Genomic DNA, 17,770 nt, shown 5'->3' with positions numbered 1-17,770 from the left:
TCGAAATCGGTGCTCTGGCATTTTTAGACTTTCACAGTTGATATAAAACCCGGTAGTATGGGTAAATTAAGAAGTAGTAGCGTTATCCCTATTCTGGAGATTATTCCTTTGATCAACGTCCTTCTTGTTGATGACCACGAACTGGTGCGCGCAGGGATACGACGCATTCTCGAAGATATAAAAGGTATTAGAGTGACCGGCGAAGCCAACTGCGGGGAAGATGCGGTGAAATGGTGCCGCGCTAACCCGGTCGATGTTGTGCTGATGGACATGAATATGCCGGGCATCGGTGGCCTGGAAGCCACGCGTAAGATTGCGCGCTCTGCCGTCGACACCAAAGTCATCATGTTAACCGTACACACGGAAAACCCACTTCCCGCGAAGGTGATGCAGGCCGGCGCTGCGGGTTATCTGAGCAAAGGTGCTGCCCCGCAAGAGGTGGTCAATGCGATTCGTTCTGTCTTCTCCGGGCAGCGTTATATTGCCTCAGACATCGCCCAGCAAATGGCGTTGAGCCAGATTGAGCCGGAAAAGACCGAGTCCCCGTTCTCCAGTTTGTCTGAACGTGAATTGCAGATTATGCTGATGATCACTAAAGGTCAGAAGGTGAATGAGATCTCAGAACAGTTGAATCTGAGCCCTAAGACGGTCAACAGCTACCGCTATCGTATGTTTAGCAAATTAAACATACACGGTGACGTTGAACTGACGCACCTGGCAATTCGCCATGGCCTGTGCAATGCGGAGTCGTTAGCAAGTCAGTGAGTGATGTTTTTGATTCAAAAGCCTTTCTGAAAACCGTAACCAGCCAGCCTGGCGTTTATCGTATGTATGATGCCGGCGGCACGGTCATTTACGTTGGCAAAGCCAAAGATCTCAAAAAACGCCTTTCCAGCTATTTCCGCGCTCAGGTTGCCTCCCGCAAAACGGAAGCCCTGGTGGCGCAGATAGCGCAGATTGACGTGACCGTCACCCATACCGAAACGGAAGCGCTGCTGCTTGAGCATAACTACATCAAGCTTTATCAGCCTCGCTATAACGTTCTGCTGCGCGATGACAAATCCTATCCCTTTATCTTCCTGAGCGGCGATGCGCATCCGCGTCTGGCGACCCATCGCGGCGCAAAACACGCGAAAGGGGAGTACTTCGGGCCGTTCCCTAACGGCTATGCGGTGAGGGAAACGCTGGCGCTACTGCAAAAGATCTTCCCGATTCGTCAGTGTGAAAACAGCGTCTACCGTAACCGCTCTCGTCCATGCCTGCAGTACCAGATTGGTCGCTGCCTGGGGCCGTGCGTGAAAGGGTTGGTGAGTGAAGAAGAGTACGCTCAGCAGGTTGACTACGTGCGTCTGTTCCTCGCCGGAAAGGACGACCAGGTGCTGACCCAGCTGATCGCGCGGATGGAGAAAGCGAGTCAGGCGCTGGCGTTTGAAGAGGCCGCGCGTATTCGCGATCAAATTCAGGCCGTCCGTCGCGTGACAGAAAAACAGTTCGTCTCCAACAACGGCGACGACCTTGACGTGATTGGCGTGGCGTTTGAAGCGGGTATGGCCTGCGTGCACGTGCTGTTTATCCGCCAGGGGAAAGTGCTGGGCAGTCGAAGCTATTTCCCGAAAGTCCCGAGCGATACCGAGCTGGGCGAAGTGGTGGAAACCTTCGTCGGCCAGTTCTATTTCCAGGGCAGCCAGATGCGTACGCTGCCAGGTGAGATCCTGCTCGACTTTACGCTGAAAGACAAAACGCTGCTGGCCGATTCATTATCCGAGCTGGCGGGGCGTCGCATTCAGGTGCAAACCAAGCCACGCGGTGACCGTGCGCGCTATCTGAAACTGGCACGCACCAATGCGGTGACGGCGCTATCGACTAAGCTATCTCAACAATCGACCGTCCATCAACGTCTGCAGGCGCTCTCCGCCGAGCTAAAATTACCGGCTATCAAGCGCATGGAGTGTTTTGATATCAGCCACACCATGGGGGAGCAGACCGTTGCCTCATGCGTGGTATTTGATGCCAACGGTCCGCTGCGTGCCGAGTACCGCCGTTACAATATTACCGGCATTACGCCGGGCGATGACTACGCCGCGATGAACCAGGTGCTGCGTCGCCGTTATGGTAAAGCCATCGATGACAGCAAAATTCCTGACGTTATCCTGATTGATGGTGGGAAAGGGCAACTGGGGCAGGCAAAAGCGGTATTTGCTGAGCTTAACGTGCCGTGGGATAAAAACCACCCGCTGTTACTGGGCGTGGCAAAAGGCAGCGACCGTAAGGCGGGCCTTGAGACACTGTTCTTCGAGCCGGAAGGCGAGGGCTTCAGCCTGCCACCGGACTCACCGGCGCTGCACGTCATTCAGCATATTCGCGATGAATCGCACGATCATGCGATTTCCGGGCACCGTAAGAAACGCGCTAAAGTTAAAAGCACCAGTTCGCTGGAGACCATCGAAGGCGTGGGGCCGAAGCGCCGTCAGATGCTGCTCAAGTACATGGGCGGGCTACAAGGTTTGCAGCAGGCAAGCATTGAAGATATTGCGAAAGTGCCAGGAATCTCGGTCGGACTCGCAGAAAAGATCTTCTACTCGTTGAAACATTAGGGGCTCTGTAGCAACATAGGGCTAATATTTACTGACAACAGATAGTTACCTCGCCATGCAATATAATATTCCTACATTGCTCACGTTGTTCCGCGTCGTCCTGATCCCGTTTTTCGTGCTGGCGTTTTACCTGCCGTTCGTCTGGGCTCCCTTTGTTTGTGCGCTTATCTTCTTTATCGCGGCGGTAACCGACTGGTTTGATGGCTACCTGGCGCGTCGCTGGAACCAAAGTACCCGTTTCGGTGCCTTCCTCGATCCGGTGGCGGATAAAGTGATGGTGGCGATTGCAATGGTGCTGGTAGCAGAACACTACCACACCTGGTGGGTGACGCTGCCAGCAGCGACCATGATTGCCCGTGAAATTATCATCTCCGCGCTGCGCGAGTGGATGGCGGAGTTGGGTAAACGCAGCAGCGTGGCCGTCTCCTGGATTGGTAAAGTTAAAACCACGGCACAGATGGCTGCACTGGTCTGGATGCTGTGGCGTCCAAATATCTGGGTTGAGTGGGCCGGTATCGCGTTATTCATGGTCGCGGCGGTGCTGACATTGTGGTCAATGCTGCAATATTTGAACGCGGCGCGCGGTGATTTGCTTCAAGAGTGATCGTTTCGGTGTAATTTTCAGCAAACGATTCAAAGTTGCGAAAAATACCGTTGACTCACCGCGTCAGATAAGTAGAATGCAACGCATCGAACGGCAGCACTGATTGCCAGACGATAGCAAAATCAAGTGGTTAGCAAATCAACTTGATAATGCGGGAATAGCTCAGTTGGTAGAGCACGACCTTGCCAAGGTCGGGGTCGCGAGTTCGAGTCTCGTTTCCCGCTCCAAATTAAAAGCATCGGCATTAGCGGATGTTTAAGCATCAAAGGCGCGTTAGCAAAGCGGTTATGTAGCGGATTGCAAATCCGTCTAGTCCGGTTCGACTCCGGAACGCGCCTCCACTTTTTTCCCTGGCCGGATGGTGGAATCGGTAGACACAAGGGATTTAAAATCCCTCGGCGTTCGCGCTGTGTGGGTTCAAGTCCCACTCCGGCTACCATGGGAAAACAAGAATAAAATCAATGATAAGCAGTGTCGTGAAACCACCTACGGGTGGTTTTTTTGTTTTTGTCCATACGAAGGACACAAGCGACAGGACTTGATACCTAAGTTGCATCAAGTCTATGGCGTGGCGGGTATTATGACAGGCGGTATTCCGTTGAGGATATTTTGGTGATTGTCACCTGATCCCCAATATTCTTTTTGTGAGATTCGAAGAAGTCCGCTACCCAGCTTCGCTTTCGTATTATTTTTTTACTGCCATCAATATCGCTTTTGATACACACCGTACGGTCATTTTTTTCATATTTAAAGATGACGCTGAGACCCGCTTCGCTGACATTTTTCCCACCAACGACCTCATGCGGGAAAAGATTTATGGCCTCGCCAAGATAGAAGTGGTGGTTGTTAAGGTTTCCCAGCGTTAATGGTTTTGATTTTTCTATCATCATCCCTCCAGGCTGTTTTTCATCTTACTAGGTGTATTTTTTCGGCAAAACCGAATAAAAATGCGTGGGTGCCACGCGGTAAAACCCTCAGGTCAAATCCTTCATAAACTCGCTGCGAAAGCGCGCAATCGGGTTTTTCTTGCGTGACCAGCCGGGCTGAAAATGCTGCCAGTGCGCATCGCTGGCGGTAGCCAGCAGCTCATAATCGCCGCGCGTATCTCCCCAGGCGCGGAGATGATAGCGGCTGAGCGGGCCATAAACCGCCTCAAGGCGATTGATTTTGTGGATGCATCGGCAGTTATGGCCGACGATCCGCCCCGTTAACACGCCATCCTTGCTTTCCAGTTCGGTGCCTATCAGCTTAATCCCCAGCTTTTCAGCAAAAGGCCGCAGGACGATCATCGGCGAGGCGGAGCATAGCGTTACTTCGGCGCCGGATGCGCGTTCTGCCGCCACCGCCATGAGTCCGGCCGGGCGCATCAATTTTTTCCAGGTATGCTGGCAGTAGGCTTCCGCTTTATCCTGCACCCATTTTTCGTCACATCCGGCGAGGAAGGTGGTGATCAGCACTTCCTTAAGCTCATCGCGGGTCAGTCGGCGGCGAAAGCACTGCACCGAAGGGATAACGAGACGCAGCATTTTGCGGGCAAACCGGCGACGACCGAAGGCGAACTTCAGGAAGGGAATAAAGCTGTCGTGCCGGGTCAGGGTACCGTCAAAGTCAAAAACGGACAGGATCTGTTTATCGGCCTCGATTATCGTCATTATTTTTCTCGCGCTGGTAGGTATAGATAAAATGTTACCACTAGCCATAGCGGAAGCAAAATTAGCCCATTTCTCCCTGCACGCCATCTGCGCACCGCATCCCCCCTTTGCACCACCAGGTAACATAAGCCGAACAATTTGCTACAAAAATGCACAAAGCGTGACTATTGCATTATTTATGTACTTTATTGTTAACGAGATGTGATCCCCGCCGTAATTTCACCGCGTCGAGGCAGAGGCTTGACCCGCGCACTCTATACTCAAAATTGTCAAATTCCAGGCAAGGGTGCGTAAAGTTGGCAACCATTTTGCTTAATGATTTGGCCTGAAAAGCGTAAGGAAACCTCGCCGTTATCAGCAGGATATTGTCAGGATGTCGTTGTTTGGTGCTCGCGCCAGTCGTTCGGCTTCACACCGTTATGCATAAACCTCTTTGCTAAGGTAGATAATAATGTCGCTGAAATTTATAAAAAGTCCGCTTTCTCTTGTTTTGGCAGGGTGTCTGGTGACGGCGTTTTCCGCCCAGGCCGATATCGTGATTGGCGTTGCAGGGCCGTTTACCGGGCCAAACGCCACCTATGGCGATCAATACTGGCATGGCGCCACCCAGGCGGCAGCGGACATCAACGCTGCCGGTGGGATTAACGGCGAGAAAATTAAGCTGGTGCAGGGGGATGACGCCTGCGAACCGAAACAGGCCGTGTCGGTGGCTAACCGCCTGGTCGATCAGGATAAAGTGCAGGCCGTGGTCGGCCATTTCTGCTCTTCTTCCACCATGCCTGCCTCAGAGGTTTATAACGACGCTGGGGTTCTTGCGATTACCCCAGGCTCCACCAACCCGCTGATTACCGAACGTGGGATGAACGATATGTTCCGCATGTGTGGTCGCGATGACCAGCAGGGTGGCGTCGCCAGCGATTTCATCATCGATAAGCTGAAGGCCAAACGCGTGGTGATTATCCACGATAAAGACACCTACGGTCAGGGGCTGGCGGATGCCACCCGCGCCGCGCTGGCAAAACGTGGCGTCAAAGATGTGATGTACGAAGGTTTGTCACGTGGGGAGAAAGACTTCAACGCCCTGGTGACCAAGATTGGCGCGCAGAAACCGGACGTGGTTTTCTTCGGCGGCTGCCACCCAGAAGCGGGCCCGCTGGTGCGCCAGATGCGTGAGCAGGGCGTACAGGCGAAATTCTTCTCCGGCGACTGTATCGTCAACGAAGAGATGGTCACCGCCGCGGGCGGGCCGCAGTACACCAAGGGTATCTATATGACCTTCGGTAAAGACCCTCGTCTGATCCCTGACGGCAAAGCGGTTATCGAGAAATTCCGCGCCAACAAGTTTGAGCCAGAAGGCTACACCCTCTACTCTTACGCCTCTATTCAGGCGATTGCCGCGGCGTTCAAAGCCACCGGCGGTGCCGACTCCGCGAAAGCCAGCGCCTGGCTGAAAGCAAACCCGGTTGAGACGGTGATGGGCAAAAAAGCCTGGGACAGCAAAGGCGACCTGAAGGTCTCGGATTACGTGGTCTACCAGTGGGATGACCAGGGCAAGTACAAGGAAGTCGAGTAACGAGACGGAATCACGCTCAGCGCCGGTATGAGTCCATACCGGCGCTCAATAATAGATGACACAACACGAGCGAGCGATGATGGAGACATTCTTCCTGCAACAGTTAGTCAATGGCTTGACGCTGGGTTCCGTCTACGGATTGATAGCCATTGGTTACACCATGGTCTACGGCATTATCGGTATGATTAACTTCGCGCACGGCGAAGTGTATATGATATCGGCCTATCTCTGCGCCATCGGTCTGGCGCTGCTCTCTTATTTCGGCCTGCACTCTTTTCCGCTGCTGATCCTCGGCACGCTGGTGTTTACCATCGTGGTGACGGGGGTTTACGGCTGGACGATTGAGCGCATCGCCTACAAACCGCTACGTAACTCCACGCGCCTGGCACCGCTGATTTCCGCCATCGGCATGTCGTTGATTCTGCAAAACTACGCGCAAATCAGCCAGGGGCCGCGTCAACAGGGCGTGCCGACGATGCTCGACGGCGTGCTGCGTCTGCATATTGGCGAAGGCTTTGTGCAGATAACCTACACCAAAATCTTTATTCTGCTGGCCTCGTTTGCGGGCATGCTGCTGCTGACCTGGATAATCGGCCATACCCGCCTTGGGCGCATGTGTCGTGCCGTGCAGCAGGATCGCAAAATGGCATCGATCCTCGGCATTAATACCGACCGGATTATCTCGCTGGTGTTCGTTATCGGTGCGGCGATGGCCGGGCTGGCGGGAGTGCTTATCACCATGAACTACGGCACCTTTGATTTCTACGCCGGGTTTATCATCGGTATTAAAGCTTTTACCGCCGCGGTGTTAGGGGGCATCGGCTCGCTGCCGGGGGCGATGCTCGGCGGGCTGCTGCTCGGGGTTGCCGAAGCGCAGTTCTCCGGAATGGTGAACACCGACTATAAGGACGTCTTCTCCTTTGGTCTGCTGGTGGTCATTCTGATTTTCCGTCCGCAGGGGCTGCTTGGCCGCCCGATTGTCGCCAAAGTGTAGGAGCCGAACATGACGCATTCAACGGCCGTACATGATGGTTTCTCTCTTAAACGCTGCGTGCTGGATACGATTTTCGCAGGCCTGGTGGCGCTGATTGTCTTTGGCCCCATCGTGGGCGTGGTGCTGGACGGCTACAGCTTCAACTTTAACGGCCAGCGGCTGGTGTGGATTGTCGCGGCGGTGATGATAGGGCGTTTTGCCTTAAGCGCGCTGTCGATGACCGCCGTCGGCAGGCGCTTCAGCGCGCGGTTTGAAGGCGATAGTGCCGGGGTTTATGTTCGCTCGCCGGACTATAAAAGCAGCATGCGCTGGGTTATCCCGCTGATTCTGGCGCTGGCGGTCTGCTTCCCATTTGTGGCGACCAAATATGTGTTGACGGTGGCGATCCTCGGGCTTATCTACGTGCTGCTTGGCCTGGGACTGAACATCGTGGTCGGGCTGGCGGGGCTGCTGGATCTTGGCTATGTCGCCTTCTACGCCATTGGCGCTTACGGGCTGGCGCTCGGGTATCAGTATCTGGGGTTGGGCTTTTGGTCGATGCTGCCGATTGCAGCGCTGATGGCCGCTGCCGCCGGCGCACTGCTCGGCTTTCCGGTGCTGCGGATGCACGGTGACTATCTGGCGATCGTGACGCTGGGGTTTGGCGAAATCATCCGCTTGGTGCTCAACAACTGGCTGAGCTTTACCGGCGGCCCGAACGGCGTATCGGCACCGCCGCCAACCTTCTTTGGCCTCGAGTTTGGTCGGCGGGCGAAAGAGGGAGGCGTGCCGTTCCACGAGTTTTTCCATCTCACCTACAACCCCAATATGAAATTTATCTTTATCTATGCGGTGCTGGTTCTGGTGGTGCTGCTGGTGCTTTACATTAAGCATCGTTTAACCCGCATGCCGATTGGCCGCGCATGGGAAGCGCTGCGAGAAGATGAAATCGCCTGCCGTTCGATGGGGCTTAACCACGTGCTGGTGAAGCTGTCGGCGTTTACGCTTGGTGCCTCCACGGCGGGAATCGCCGGGGTATTCTTCGCCACCTATCAGGGGTTCGTCAACCCGACCTCGTTCACCTTCTTTGAGTCGGCGTTAATCCTTGCCATCGTGGTGCTGGGCGGCATGGGCTCGACCATCGGCGTGGTGCTGGCGGCATTTGTGCTCACCGTCACTCCGGAGCTGCTGCGTAGCTTTGCCGAATATCGCGTGCTGCTGTTTGGCGTATTGATGGTGGTGATGATGATCTGGCGGCCACGTGGCCTGATTCGTATCAACCGCAGCGGCTTTGCCGTGCGTAAAGGAGTCGCGCCATGAGCCAGGACGTGATTCTGAGCGTTGAGCATCTGATGATGCATTTTGGCGGCATTAAGGCGCTGAACGACGTCAACCTTGAGGTTAAGCGCGGGTCTATCACCGCGCTGATTGGCCCGAACGGCGCGGGGAAAACTACGGTGTTTAACTGCCTGACCGGCTTCTATAAAGCCTCCGGTGGCAACATCCTGTTCAATACCCGTAATAAAACCACCAACGTGATTCAGATCCTTGGGCAGAAATTTCAACCCGGTGACTGGATAAACCCTGCGCAGTTCGGCCAGCGGCTGTTCTACAAAATGTTTGGCGGTACCCATCTGGTAAACCGGGCCGGGCTGGCGCGAACGTTTCAGAATATCCGCCTGTTCCGCGAAATGTCGGTGATTGAAAACCTGCTGGTGGCACAGCATATGCAGGTCAACCGCAACCTGATTGCCGGGGTGCTGAATACACCGGCCTATCGCCGGGCCGAAAGCGACGCGCTGGATCGCGCCTTCTACTGGCTGGAGGTGGTGGATCTGGTGGATTGCGCGAACCGGCTGGCGGGCGAGATGTCTTACGGCCAGCAGCGCCGTCTGGAAATTGCTCGCGCCATGTGCACCGGGCCGGAGATGATCTGTCTTGATGAACCGGCGGCGGGGCTGAACCCGGTGGAAACCCGGGCGTTAAGCAAGATTATCCGCTTCCTGCGCGAGCACCATGCGATCACGGTGCTGCTGATTGAACACGATATGGGGATGGTGATGGAGATATCGGACAACATTATCGTGCTTGACCACGGCGATGTGATTGCGCAGGGAAGGGCGGAACAAATTCAGAACGATGAAAAGGTGATTGCCGCCTATCTGGGGACCAGCGAAGACGAGGTGAGCCTATGAGTGAGCCGATGCTGGAGTTTCGTGAGGTCGATGTTTATTACGGTGTGATCCAGGCGCTTAAGCAGGTCTCCTTGCAGGTCAATAAGGGCGAAACGGTCTCGCTGATTGGCGCCAACGGGGCGGGAAAATCGACCCTGTTGATGTCGATTTTTGGCCAGCCGCGCATTCGCAGCGGACAAATACTGTTCTGCGGGGACGATATCAGCCACAAATCGACCCACTACGTGGCCTCAGGCGGGATTGCCCAGGCGCCGGAAGGGCGACGAATCTTCCCCGATATGACCGTCGAAGAGAACCTACTGATGGGTACTATCCCGGTGGGCACGCAGTATGCGGCGGACGATCTGCAAACGATGTTCGATCTCTTTCCGCGCCTAAAAGAACGGCGTAAACAGCGGGCGATGACCATGTCCGGCGGTGAGCAGCAGATGCTGGCGATTGCCCGCGCGCTGATGAGCCGCCCGAAACTGTTGCTGCTGGATGAACCGAGCCTCGGGCTCGCGCCGATCGTGGTCAAACAAATCTTCCAGACGCTGCGTGAGCTGGCGCGCAACGGCATGACCATTTTTCTCGTGGAGCAGAACGCGCACCATGCGTTAAAGCTTTCGGACCGCGGCTATGTGATGGTTAACGGTCAGATTCGCCTCAGCGGCAGCGGTGAAGAGCTGCTCGGCAATCAGGAGGTGCGTAAAGCGTATCTGGGCGGGGCGTAGCGTGCTATAACAGAGCATCTTTGGCTGCTGTATACACTTCATCCTTCAAGCCGCCTCGGCGTTGGCTGCGCTCGCTCACCCCAGTCACTGACTTTAGTCAGCTCCTGGGGATTCACTCCCTTGCCGCCTTGATGCAACTTGAATGATTTTGTGTATATACGATAATCATGCCTACGCTCGAAACGTTTTTAACCTTCCTGGCCGCGCTGGCGCTGCTCGAAATCTCCCCCGGCCTGACATGATGCTGACCATTGCGCGCGGCATCGGTCAGGGTCGGCGAATGGTTAGGCAAACACCCTGGTTTCCTCAAGTGGCAGGAGCGTTTCACCGGGGTGGTGATGATGGGTCTTGGCCTGCGTATGCTGCTCGGCGGCAGCGCCATGTCGCCGGGGAAAGGGCAATGACGCTGGAGTTCAACGCCAAACTCCTGCATCATTGCGCCTTAACTGATATGCCTCATCAACAACGATAGAGAAAGAGTATGAAAACGGGACCGTTAACCGAAAGCGAACTGGAATGGCTTGACGAAACAATTGCAAAGTATGCCACCGATGCGTCAATTATTGATGTGTCTGAACTGGACGGCATGCTGACGGCGATTCTGTCGTCTCCACTGGAGATTGAACCTGCCGAGTGGATGTTCGCCGTATGGGGCGGGGCAGACCACGTGCCACATTGGGCGACAGACCGCGAGCGTGACCGTTTCGTCAACCTGACGCTGCAGCATATGAGCGACATCGCCGACCGTCTGAACGACTACCCGGATCAGTTTGATCCGCTGTTTGGTACCCGCGAAGAAGAGGGGCAGGAGCTGACCATCGTTGAAGAGTGGTGCTATGGCTACCTGCGCGGTGCGGCGCTGACCGATTGGTCCGGCCTGCCGGAAGAGCTGCAGGCGGCGTTTGACTGCATTGCGCTGCACGGTGACGAAGAAAAAACGACGGCGCTGGGGGCCTTCACCGCCGAGCAGTATCTCGACAGCATCGATAGCATCAGCCCGGCCGCGCTGGCGCTGTTTGACTATTGGATGGACAATCCGAAAGAAGCGCCGATCAAACAACCGATTAAAAATGAGCAAAAGGTCGGGCGTAATGATCCCTGCCCGTGCGGCAGCGGTAAGAAATATAAGCAGTGCTGCGGAAAATAATTTTTTAAGGGGCCTGATGGTCCCTTTTTATTTCGCTGCCAATAAGGGGTTGTTGCTCGGATAATCCTCGATTTAATCACATTACCTTACAATTCGCGATACGCTGAATTCAATCATCATACAAATATTTGTTATTTACTCTCTATTTATATAAAGAGATATTCTTACGTAAAAAACACACAATGTGGACGTATTGTGAATGTTGATCAAACGCAAACGGGAGGGCTATTAACGATCGTAATATAAATTTTTATATAGCGATTTAGATAATAGGTTTTTAAGTGAAAAATAAGTACGGTTGGCGGATAGTTCTCTTTTCATCTGCCGCAGCGTTGTGTCCGCAGGTGGTGCTTGCAAACGGTAGTCTCTCTTCTCAGCAGCAAACGAAAAAAGAAGACAATATGGTCGTGACGGCTGCGGCGCCGGAGGACACCTCCGATTCCCCGGCGGGTTCTGGCTTTGTCGCTGACGATATTGAGTTAGGACCACTGGGTAATAAGCAGTGGATTGATACGCCCTATTCCAGCAATACCATCAGCCAGGCGATGATAAAAAATCAGCAGGCGAAAAGCGTTAACGATTTACTCAAATATGCGCCGAGTACGCAGATGGAAGCGCGCGGTGGGCTGGATGTCGGCCGCCCACAAAGCCGCGGCATGGAAGGCAGCGTGGTGGCGAACAGCCGTCTTGACGGGCTGAATATTGTCTCCACCACGGCGTTTCCGGTAGAAATGCTGGATCGCCTTGATGTGGTCAATAGCCTGACCGGCGCGCTGTACGGCCCGGCGAGCCCGGCAGGTCAGTTTAACTTTGTGCAGAAACGGCCTACGCCGCAGGCTTACCATAGCGTCACCGCCTCTTATCAAGGGCGCAGCGCCTATTCCGGCCACCTTGATTTAGGCGATACGGTGGGCAGCAATAAGCAGTTTGGCTATCGACTCAATTTACTGGATGAAGACGGTGAAGGCGATGTGGTCGGCAGTACGCTGCGCCGGAAATTGGCCTCTCTGGCGTTGGACTGGGATATTCGTCCGGGCACGCAACTGCAATTAAACGCCAGCCATTATGAATTTATCCAGAAAGGGTATCCGGGTGGTTTCAGCTATAGCGATCAATATCAGTTACCGAAAGCGCCAGACCCACAAAATAAAAATCTGGCGCTCAATACGGCGGGGGAAGATTTAACCACCGATACTATCAGCACCAAACTGATTAATTATTTCTCCCCGGACTGGTATTTAACCACGGCGGCGGGATATCAGCAGGCTGACCGCGCCACGCGCAACGTGACGAATAAAATTGTCGATAATAACGGCGGTATCGATCGTTCAATTAGCGACTCCAGTGCGGCAGGGCGTTTTCGGGTATTAAGTGATTTAATGACCCTGAACGGGCACTTCGACACCGGCAGTTGGGGCCATGATGTGGCGCTGTCGACCACCGGCTATCAGCAAATTAGCTATTCGGCGACCGCTAAAAGCCAGAGCCACGATCTGGGCCCCACCAATATGTATGACCCGGACGCGATGGTGGAACCGTCCGACGGTAAAATTCATACCGACGGCGACCGCTACAAATCGGGAACCAGCAGCCAGCAGAGCATCACCGCCGGTGACACCATTGCCTTTAACCCGCAGTGGTCGGCCATGTTCTATCTCAGCCAGAGCTGGATGGAGACGCAAAGCTACGCCAAAACCGGTGAGAAAACCGATCAGGACGATCAGCAGGGCATGAGCCCGGAAGCCGCGCTGATGTATAAAATCGTGCCGTCGGTGATGACCTATATCAGCTATGCCGATTCACTGGAGATGGGCGATACCGCCCCGACCGATGATGACAATGTGAAAAACGCCGGTCAGACGCTGGACCCCTACCGCAGCCAGCAGCTTGAGTTTGGCATCAAAGCAACGGAAGGCGGGATGAACTACGGCGCGGCGCTGTTCCGCCTGAAGCGTCCGTTCGCCTACGTTGATGATGACTACTATTTCCGCGAAGAAGGCGAGCAGCTCAACAAAGGGCTGGAGCTGACAGCAAACGGCAACGTCTGGTCGACGCTGAATATCTATAGCGGCATCACCTTGTTGGATCCGCAGCTGAAAGATACCGGTGATGAAACCACCACCGATAAACGCGTCGTTGGCGTTCCGAAGGTGCAGGGTAATATTCTGATGGAGTACAGCCTGCCGTCGATTCCGTCCGTGGTGTATGACGCTAACGTCCATTACACCGGCAAGCGCGCGGCAAACGACACCAACACCACCTGGGCGGCCAGTTACACCACGCTGGATCTCGGCCTGCGTTACAACACGAAGATTGAGAACGTTGGTTCGACCTGGCGCGTTGACGTCACCAACGTCACCGACGAGCACTACTGGGCATCGATCTTCCCAGGCGATATTAACGGCTCCGGCGGCTCAGAAAGCGCCTTCCTCGGCCCGGGGCGTGAAGTGCGGGCATCCGTTACGTTTGATTTCTAGCGCTGGTTTTTCAGCTGTTTGAACTGCTATTTAGCGCGCTGAGGCGCTAAATAGCAGGCGCTGCAGTATTTGTATATCGAGCGCAACAAACTACGTCGTTTATCGGATTTCAGTTGTAAAACACTCTGCTATTGTGGGCGAAAGGATTTTTGCATGGAATAGCAGAGGTTGATATGAATAGGGTATCTACACATGGCTATGTCTATATTCTGGCATCCGAAAAAACGAATTATATCAAGATTGGTGGAACCGATTATCTGCCACAGAAAAGATGTAAAGAGATAGATAAGATGCCAGCCTACAGTCAGTATGCACCATGGCATATCGTTGATTTTAGGGAAGTTGATAACTGGCGTGAGGTGGAACATCATCTGCATTATATTTATCGTGACAGCCTTTGTCGGGACATCCCTAACCAAAAAGAACTTTTCCTGATACCGGCTAGCGATGTTTCACTGCGTCTTGAAGAACTTGGACCATTACTCCCGACCGCGCGCCCCAAAATTGATCGTATGTTTCATAACCAGGCAATGAGTGATTATCTGGTTAAGTTGTTCAGCATTGCTGGATGCGAACGCTGGCGTGCTAAAGAGGGGGTCTGGACGTTTACTCTCTTTCCTAGCGCCACTCATTCTGGCTGGGCTCGCTTCTTTACGCTCAATATTCATAGCCATGAAGTGGCTTTTTGTTCGAGGGCCAACGACTATCAATCGAATATGCTACGTATGGATAGCCTGATTTTGAAGCATCAGAGGACATTGGCGTGGTTAAGAAAGCGCGATGGAGAGATAGCGACCGGTTACTACAAAACGGCCTTGCCGGATTCGAAATCGGTGTCGTTTCGCGGCGATTTTGCCGACTGTCTTGAGTTTCTGGAACTACCTGGGGTACATGAGGGCATTGCTACCTATTGGGATCGCGCACTTGAAAAATATAACCACAGCATTCAGAAAAAATACCATAACTACCAGGCGGTAGAGGAAATCCTGAAAAGGATAAAGGTGTAATTATTGGCTCAACGCTGGAATCGACAATGCTGCCTGGCCTGAGAAACTAAAAAAGTAAAGGCCAGGCAGCAGTCGCGAAGTTACCCCACCGACGGCAGCAACCCCGTCGCAATCCCCGCCTGAATCAGAATCACCGCAATCCCGCAGGCAAAGACCAGCCACAGCACCGGTTTGCCGCCCGCGACGCGATAGCCGCCTTCCGGGTGGTGTTTACGGCTTTGCATCGTCAGGAGTGACGGAATAATCAGCGCCAGAACCGCCAGCGCGACGCCGGCATAGCCGAGCGCCATCACGAACCCACGTGGGTAAAACAGCGCGAAGGCCAGCGGCGGCAGGAAGGTGATGGCCCCGGTTTGCAGGCGGCCACGCACGCTGTTTTTACGCTGGAACAGATCGGCCAGGTAGTCAAACAGCCCTAACGCCACGCCGAGGAATGAGGTTGCCAGCGCCAGGTCGGCAAACAGGTGGACTGCCAGTTCGACGTGCGGCGAGGCCACCACTTCACGGATTGCCAGCAGCAGGCCGTTCAGCCCGGAGTGCTGTTCCATCAGCGCGCTGAACACCGGAGAGTCGATGCTGCCGAGCGTGGCGAGTTGCCAGAACAGATAGGCAACCAGCGGGATAGCGCTGCCGATAACAAATACGCCGCGCAGTTTACGAATATCGCCGTTCATATAGCTGACGATGCTCGGCACGCTGCCGTGGAAGCCGAAGGAGGTGAAAATCACCGGGATTGCTGAGAGCGCCAGACCCTGCTCCAGCGGCAGCGTCATCAGGTTAATTTTGTGGATGTGCGGCAGCAGCAAGATCAGCATGACGATCAGAAAGATGATTTTGGCGCTGAACAGGAAACGGTTGAACAGATCGACCAGCGAAGTGCCAATACAAATCACCAGCCCGCCGACGGCGGTAAACAGCAGTACGCCAAGTGACGGCGGCATATCCATGCTGAACCACTGGCTCAGGCTGGAAGCCAGCAGTTCGCCTGCGCCGCTGATGTAGGCGGCGGTTAACGCATACATCAAGAACATCATGCTAAAACCGGTCGCCCACTGGCCGTAGCGGCCGAGGTAGCGTAACGCCAGCGTCCCGAGACCGGTGTCGGCAGGTACGTGCTGGTAGACTTCCAGCAGCAGCAGGGCGGTATAGCACATCAGCGCCCATAGGCCCGCTAGCAGCAAGACGGTGACGCCAAAGCCAACGCCCGCCGATGCTAAAGGCATCGCCAACATTCCTGCGCCGATCGTGGTGCCGGCTACGATTAAAATACTCCCCAGGGTACGGTTCTTCACGCTTTCCTCTACTGCAGAACAGATTAACGACCAAAGATGTCGCGCAGAGTATGTGAAACCCGAAGGTTCGTCAAATCTGAATTACAGTGGGTGTACAGTATTATTTACGATTTAAGGCGGCGTGATAAAAGCTGCGCTAGCGCAAAACATGCAAAGTAAATGCAGTTTATGGTGGCATTTTTTACAGGAGGAATAATGGAATCCATTCACGGTCATGAAGTCCTGAATATGATGATTGATTCAGGTGAGCAGTACAGTATTGAAAGCCTGGAAGCGGCCATTCACGCGCGCTTTGGCGAGCAGGCGCGTTTTCATACCTGTTCAGCGGAAAATATGAGTGCTGCCGAACTGGTCGCGTTTCTGCATAAGAAAGGGAAGTTTATTCCGCAGGAATCTGGCTTTACGACGACGGAAAGTAAAATCTGCCGCCATTAATCGGCAGCGGCGTAGAATACGCCGCTGCACGAACATTAATTTTGCGTATCGAGCGTGGCCAGCTCTTTATCAATAAAGTACAGGCCTTCACCGCTTTTACCCGCCAGCGTCAGCTTATCGATAACGGATTTAAACAGTTTCTCTTCTTCGTGCTGCTCAGCCACATACCACTGCAGGAAATTAAAGGTCGGATAGTCCTGATTGGTCATCGCGGCGTGAGCCAGTTCATTGATTTTACTGGTGATAAGCTGTTCATGCTCGTAGGTCACGCGGAACAGTTCATCCAGAGACGCATATTCGGCAAACGGTGTCTGAATGGTGTTAATACGCGGCAGGCTACCGGTATCGGTCAGGTAATCAAACAGGCGCTGCATATGGGTCATCTCTTCCTGCGCATGGCGGCGTAAAAAGGCGGCAGCCCCTTCAAAACTATTGAAGCTACACCAGGCGCTCATCTGCTGATACAGCAGAGAAGAATAGAGTTCGAGATTCATCTGTTCATTTAATTTCTCGATCATTGCCGCTTTAAGCATGTTTTCGCTCCTGGAAAAATACGTTACGAGTTAATTACAGCGGCACTATAAATTGTTATTAATTTATTTGCAAAAGGTAAATATAAAAACATTTATTTAATAATGCGAATGGGAATAAAACGCATTGGCATAAATATAACGGTTTATTTTATCGCGATATTAACGCCGGAATTAACCGGCGTGGTATTTAATAATAGGCGGCGGAAGTGGGCACATTGGCAATGCCGCGGCACTGGTACTGCAAGGTAACGTGTTCGTTCAGACACAGCGAACCGCTGGTGGTCGTGCAGGTGGTGATGGGTTGACCATAGGAAAATGCGGTGGCGTAACCTATCTGCTGGCAGGCTTTATTGGCCTCGGACTGGGCGAGATAGTCATCGGTTTTTGCATTCTGCAACATCGCCTGCCCGTAGGTCAGACGGACGATACCGCTGTTCGCATCAACCTGGCTTACGCTTGCCGCACGGGGTACGGTACAGGCCGTCAACGCCAGGAGGGCGGGAATAAGAATGAGGCTTTTCATTAATTCACTCTGCGCAATAATCGTGACCTCATTGTATCCATCACCTTTGAGT

The 17,770-nt window shown here is 53.8% G+C and carries 18 protein-coding genes, 3 tRNA genes and 1 pseudogene; 17 read left to right on the top strand and 5 right to left on the bottom strand.

Annotated elements, in window-relative coordinates; translation table 11 throughout:
- The first annotated feature begins 108 nt into the window (after positions 1-108).
- The 6 genes from uvrY to V6944_RS01350 all read left to right on the top strand — a co-directional run bounded on the left by uvrY (position 109) and on the right by V6944_RS01350 (position 3,637).
- The gene (gene uvrY / locus V6944_RS01375; protein WP_064544562.1) at positions 109-765 is read left to right on the top strand and encodes a UvrY/SirA/GacA family response regulator transcription factor; all 657 of its coding nucleotides are present in this window, start codon (positions 109-111) and stop codon (positions 763-765) included.
- Complete coding sequence (uvrC, locus tag V6944_RS01370; protein ID WP_333494671.1) at positions 762-2,594, top strand: excinuclease ABC subunit UvrC; 1,833 nt, start codon at positions 762-764, stop codon at positions 2,592-2,594. Before uvrY ends, uvrC begins: the two co-directional genes overlap by 4 nt.
- 55 nt (positions 2,595-2,649) lie before the next feature.
- A complete protein-coding gene (gene pgsA / locus V6944_RS01365) occupies positions 2,650-3,198 on the top strand; it encodes a CDP-diacylglycerol--glycerol-3-phosphate 3-phosphatidyltransferase (RefSeq protein ID WP_333497596.1) in 549 nt (182 codons plus the stop codon).
- Positions 3,199-3,349: 151 nt separating this feature from the next.
- Positions 3,350-3,425, top strand: a tRNA-Gly gene (locus V6944_RS01360).
- Between the two features lie 40 nt (positions 3,426-3,465).
- A tRNA-Cys gene (locus V6944_RS01355) sits at positions 3,466-3,539 on the top strand.
- A gap of 11 nt (positions 3,540-3,550) precedes the next feature.
- A tRNA-Leu gene (locus V6944_RS01350) sits at positions 3,551-3,637 on the top strand.
- A 139-nt stretch (positions 3,638-3,776) separates the two neighbouring features.
- Here the strand turns inward: V6944_RS01350 and V6944_RS01345 are convergent.
- Positions 3,777-4,088 (bottom strand): hypothetical protein, encoded by a 312-nt coding sequence (locus V6944_RS01345; protein WP_333497595.1) that lies wholly within the window; start codon positions 4,086-4,088, stop codon positions 3,777-3,779.
- Positions 4,089-4,172: 84 nt separating this feature from the next.
- Entirely contained in the window at positions 4,173-4,850 is a 678-nt protein-coding gene (locus V6944_RS01340) for an HAD family hydrolase (RefSeq protein WP_333497594.1), read from the bottom strand.
- A gap of 451 nt (positions 4,851-5,301) precedes the next feature.
- Here V6944_RS01340 and V6944_RS01335 point away from each other — a divergent pair, with 451 nt between their 5' ends.
- The 10 genes and pseudogenes from V6944_RS01335 (at position 5,302) to V6944_RS01295 (ending at position 14,935) form a co-directional block, all read left to right on the top strand.
- The gene (locus V6944_RS01335) at positions 5,302-6,423 is read left to right on the top strand and encodes a branched-chain amino acid ABC transporter substrate-binding protein (RefSeq protein ID WP_185669409.1); all 1,122 of its coding nucleotides are present in this window, start codon (positions 5,302-5,304) and stop codon (positions 6,421-6,423) included.
- A 79-nt stretch (positions 6,424-6,502) separates the two neighbouring features.
- Positions 6,503-7,417, top strand: a complete 915-nt coding sequence (locus V6944_RS01330; protein ID WP_185669431.1) for an ABC transporter permease subunit — start codon at positions 6,503-6,505, stop codon at positions 7,415-7,417.
- A gap of 9 nt (positions 7,418-7,426) precedes the next feature.
- Entirely contained in the window at positions 7,427-8,716 is a 1,290-nt protein-coding gene (gene livM / locus V6944_RS01325) for a high-affinity branched-chain amino acid ABC transporter permease LivM (protein ID WP_333497593.1), read from the top strand.
- On the top strand, positions 8,713-9,591 hold the full coding sequence (locus tag V6944_RS01320; RefSeq protein ID WP_185669411.1) for an ABC transporter ATP-binding protein: 879 nt from the start codon (positions 8,713-8,715) through the stop codon (positions 9,589-9,591). The genes livM and V6944_RS01320 overlap by 4 nt, the downstream gene beginning before the upstream one ends.
- Positions 9,588-10,304, top strand: a complete 717-nt coding sequence (locus tag V6944_RS01315; protein WP_333497592.1) for an ABC transporter ATP-binding protein — start codon at positions 9,588-9,590, stop codon at positions 10,302-10,304. The genes V6944_RS01320 and V6944_RS01315 overlap by 4 nt, the downstream gene beginning before the upstream one ends.
- Positions 10,305-10,471: 167 nt before the next feature.
- Positions 10,472-10,599 (top strand): annotated as a pseudogene (locus V6944_RS23305) (LysE family translocator); the annotation flags it as partial.
- Positions 10,556-10,708 carry a hypothetical protein gene (locus V6944_RS01310; RefSeq protein ID WP_442910715.1) on the top strand — a complete coding sequence of 51 codons (153 nt, stop codon included), beginning with the start codon at positions 10,556-10,558 and terminating at the stop codon, positions 10,706-10,708. The pseudogene V6944_RS23305 and the gene V6944_RS01310, both read left to right, overlap by 44 nt.
- Before the next feature lie 77 nt (positions 10,709-10,785).
- Positions 10,786-11,451 carry a YecA/YgfB family protein gene (locus V6944_RS01305; RefSeq protein ID WP_333497591.1) on the top strand — a complete coding sequence of 222 codons (666 nt, stop codon included), beginning with the start codon at positions 10,786-10,788 and terminating at the stop codon, positions 11,449-11,451.
- Between the two features lie 344 nt (positions 11,452-11,795).
- Positions 11,796-13,928: a TonB-dependent receptor gene (locus tag V6944_RS01300; protein WP_333497908.1), complete on the top strand. Its 2,133-nt coding sequence runs from the start codon at positions 11,796-11,798 to the stop codon at positions 13,926-13,928.
- A 173-nt stretch (positions 13,929-14,101) separates the two neighbouring features.
- Positions 14,102-14,935: a GIY-YIG nuclease family protein gene (locus tag V6944_RS01295; protein ID WP_333497590.1), complete on the top strand. Its 834-nt coding sequence runs from the start codon at positions 14,102-14,104 to the stop codon at positions 14,933-14,935.
- Between the two features lie 80 nt (positions 14,936-15,015).
- Here the strand turns inward: V6944_RS01295 and tyrP are convergent, their stop codons facing one another.
- On the bottom strand, positions 15,016-16,227 hold the full coding sequence (tyrP, locus tag V6944_RS01290) for a tyrosine transporter TyrP (protein ID WP_185669416.1): 1,212 nt from the start codon (positions 16,225-16,227) through the stop codon (positions 15,016-15,018).
- Between the two features lie 195 nt (positions 16,228-16,422).
- Between tyrP and V6944_RS01285 the strand changes: the two genes are divergently transcribed.
- The gene (locus tag V6944_RS01285) at positions 16,423-16,662 is read left to right on the top strand and encodes a YecH family metal-binding protein (RefSeq protein ID WP_333494679.1); all 240 of its coding nucleotides are present in this window, start codon (positions 16,423-16,425) and stop codon (positions 16,660-16,662) included.
- Positions 16,663-16,697: 35 nt separating this feature from the next.
- Here the strand turns inward: V6944_RS01285 and ftnA are convergent, their stop codons facing one another.
- Positions 16,698-17,195, bottom strand: coding sequence for a non-heme ferritin (ftnA, locus tag V6944_RS01280; protein WP_220439287.1), 498 nt, complete (start codon positions 17,193-17,195; stop codon positions 16,698-16,700).
- Positions 17,196-17,382: 187 nt separating this feature from the next.
- Entirely contained in the window at positions 17,383-17,718 is a 336-nt protein-coding gene (yecR, locus tag V6944_RS01275) for a YecR family lipoprotein (RefSeq protein ID WP_333497589.1), read from the bottom strand.
- Positions 17,719-17,770 lie beyond the last annotated feature (52 nt).

It is taken from the genome of Kluyvera sp. CHPC 1.2972 (genome assembly GCF_036759925.1).
Taxonomy (GTDB): Bacteria; Pseudomonadota; Gammaproteobacteria; order Enterobacterales; family Enterobacteriaceae; genus Kluyvera.
Note: the sequence above shows the minus strand (reverse complement) of the source record. Positions and strands in the feature narration are given on the sequence as shown.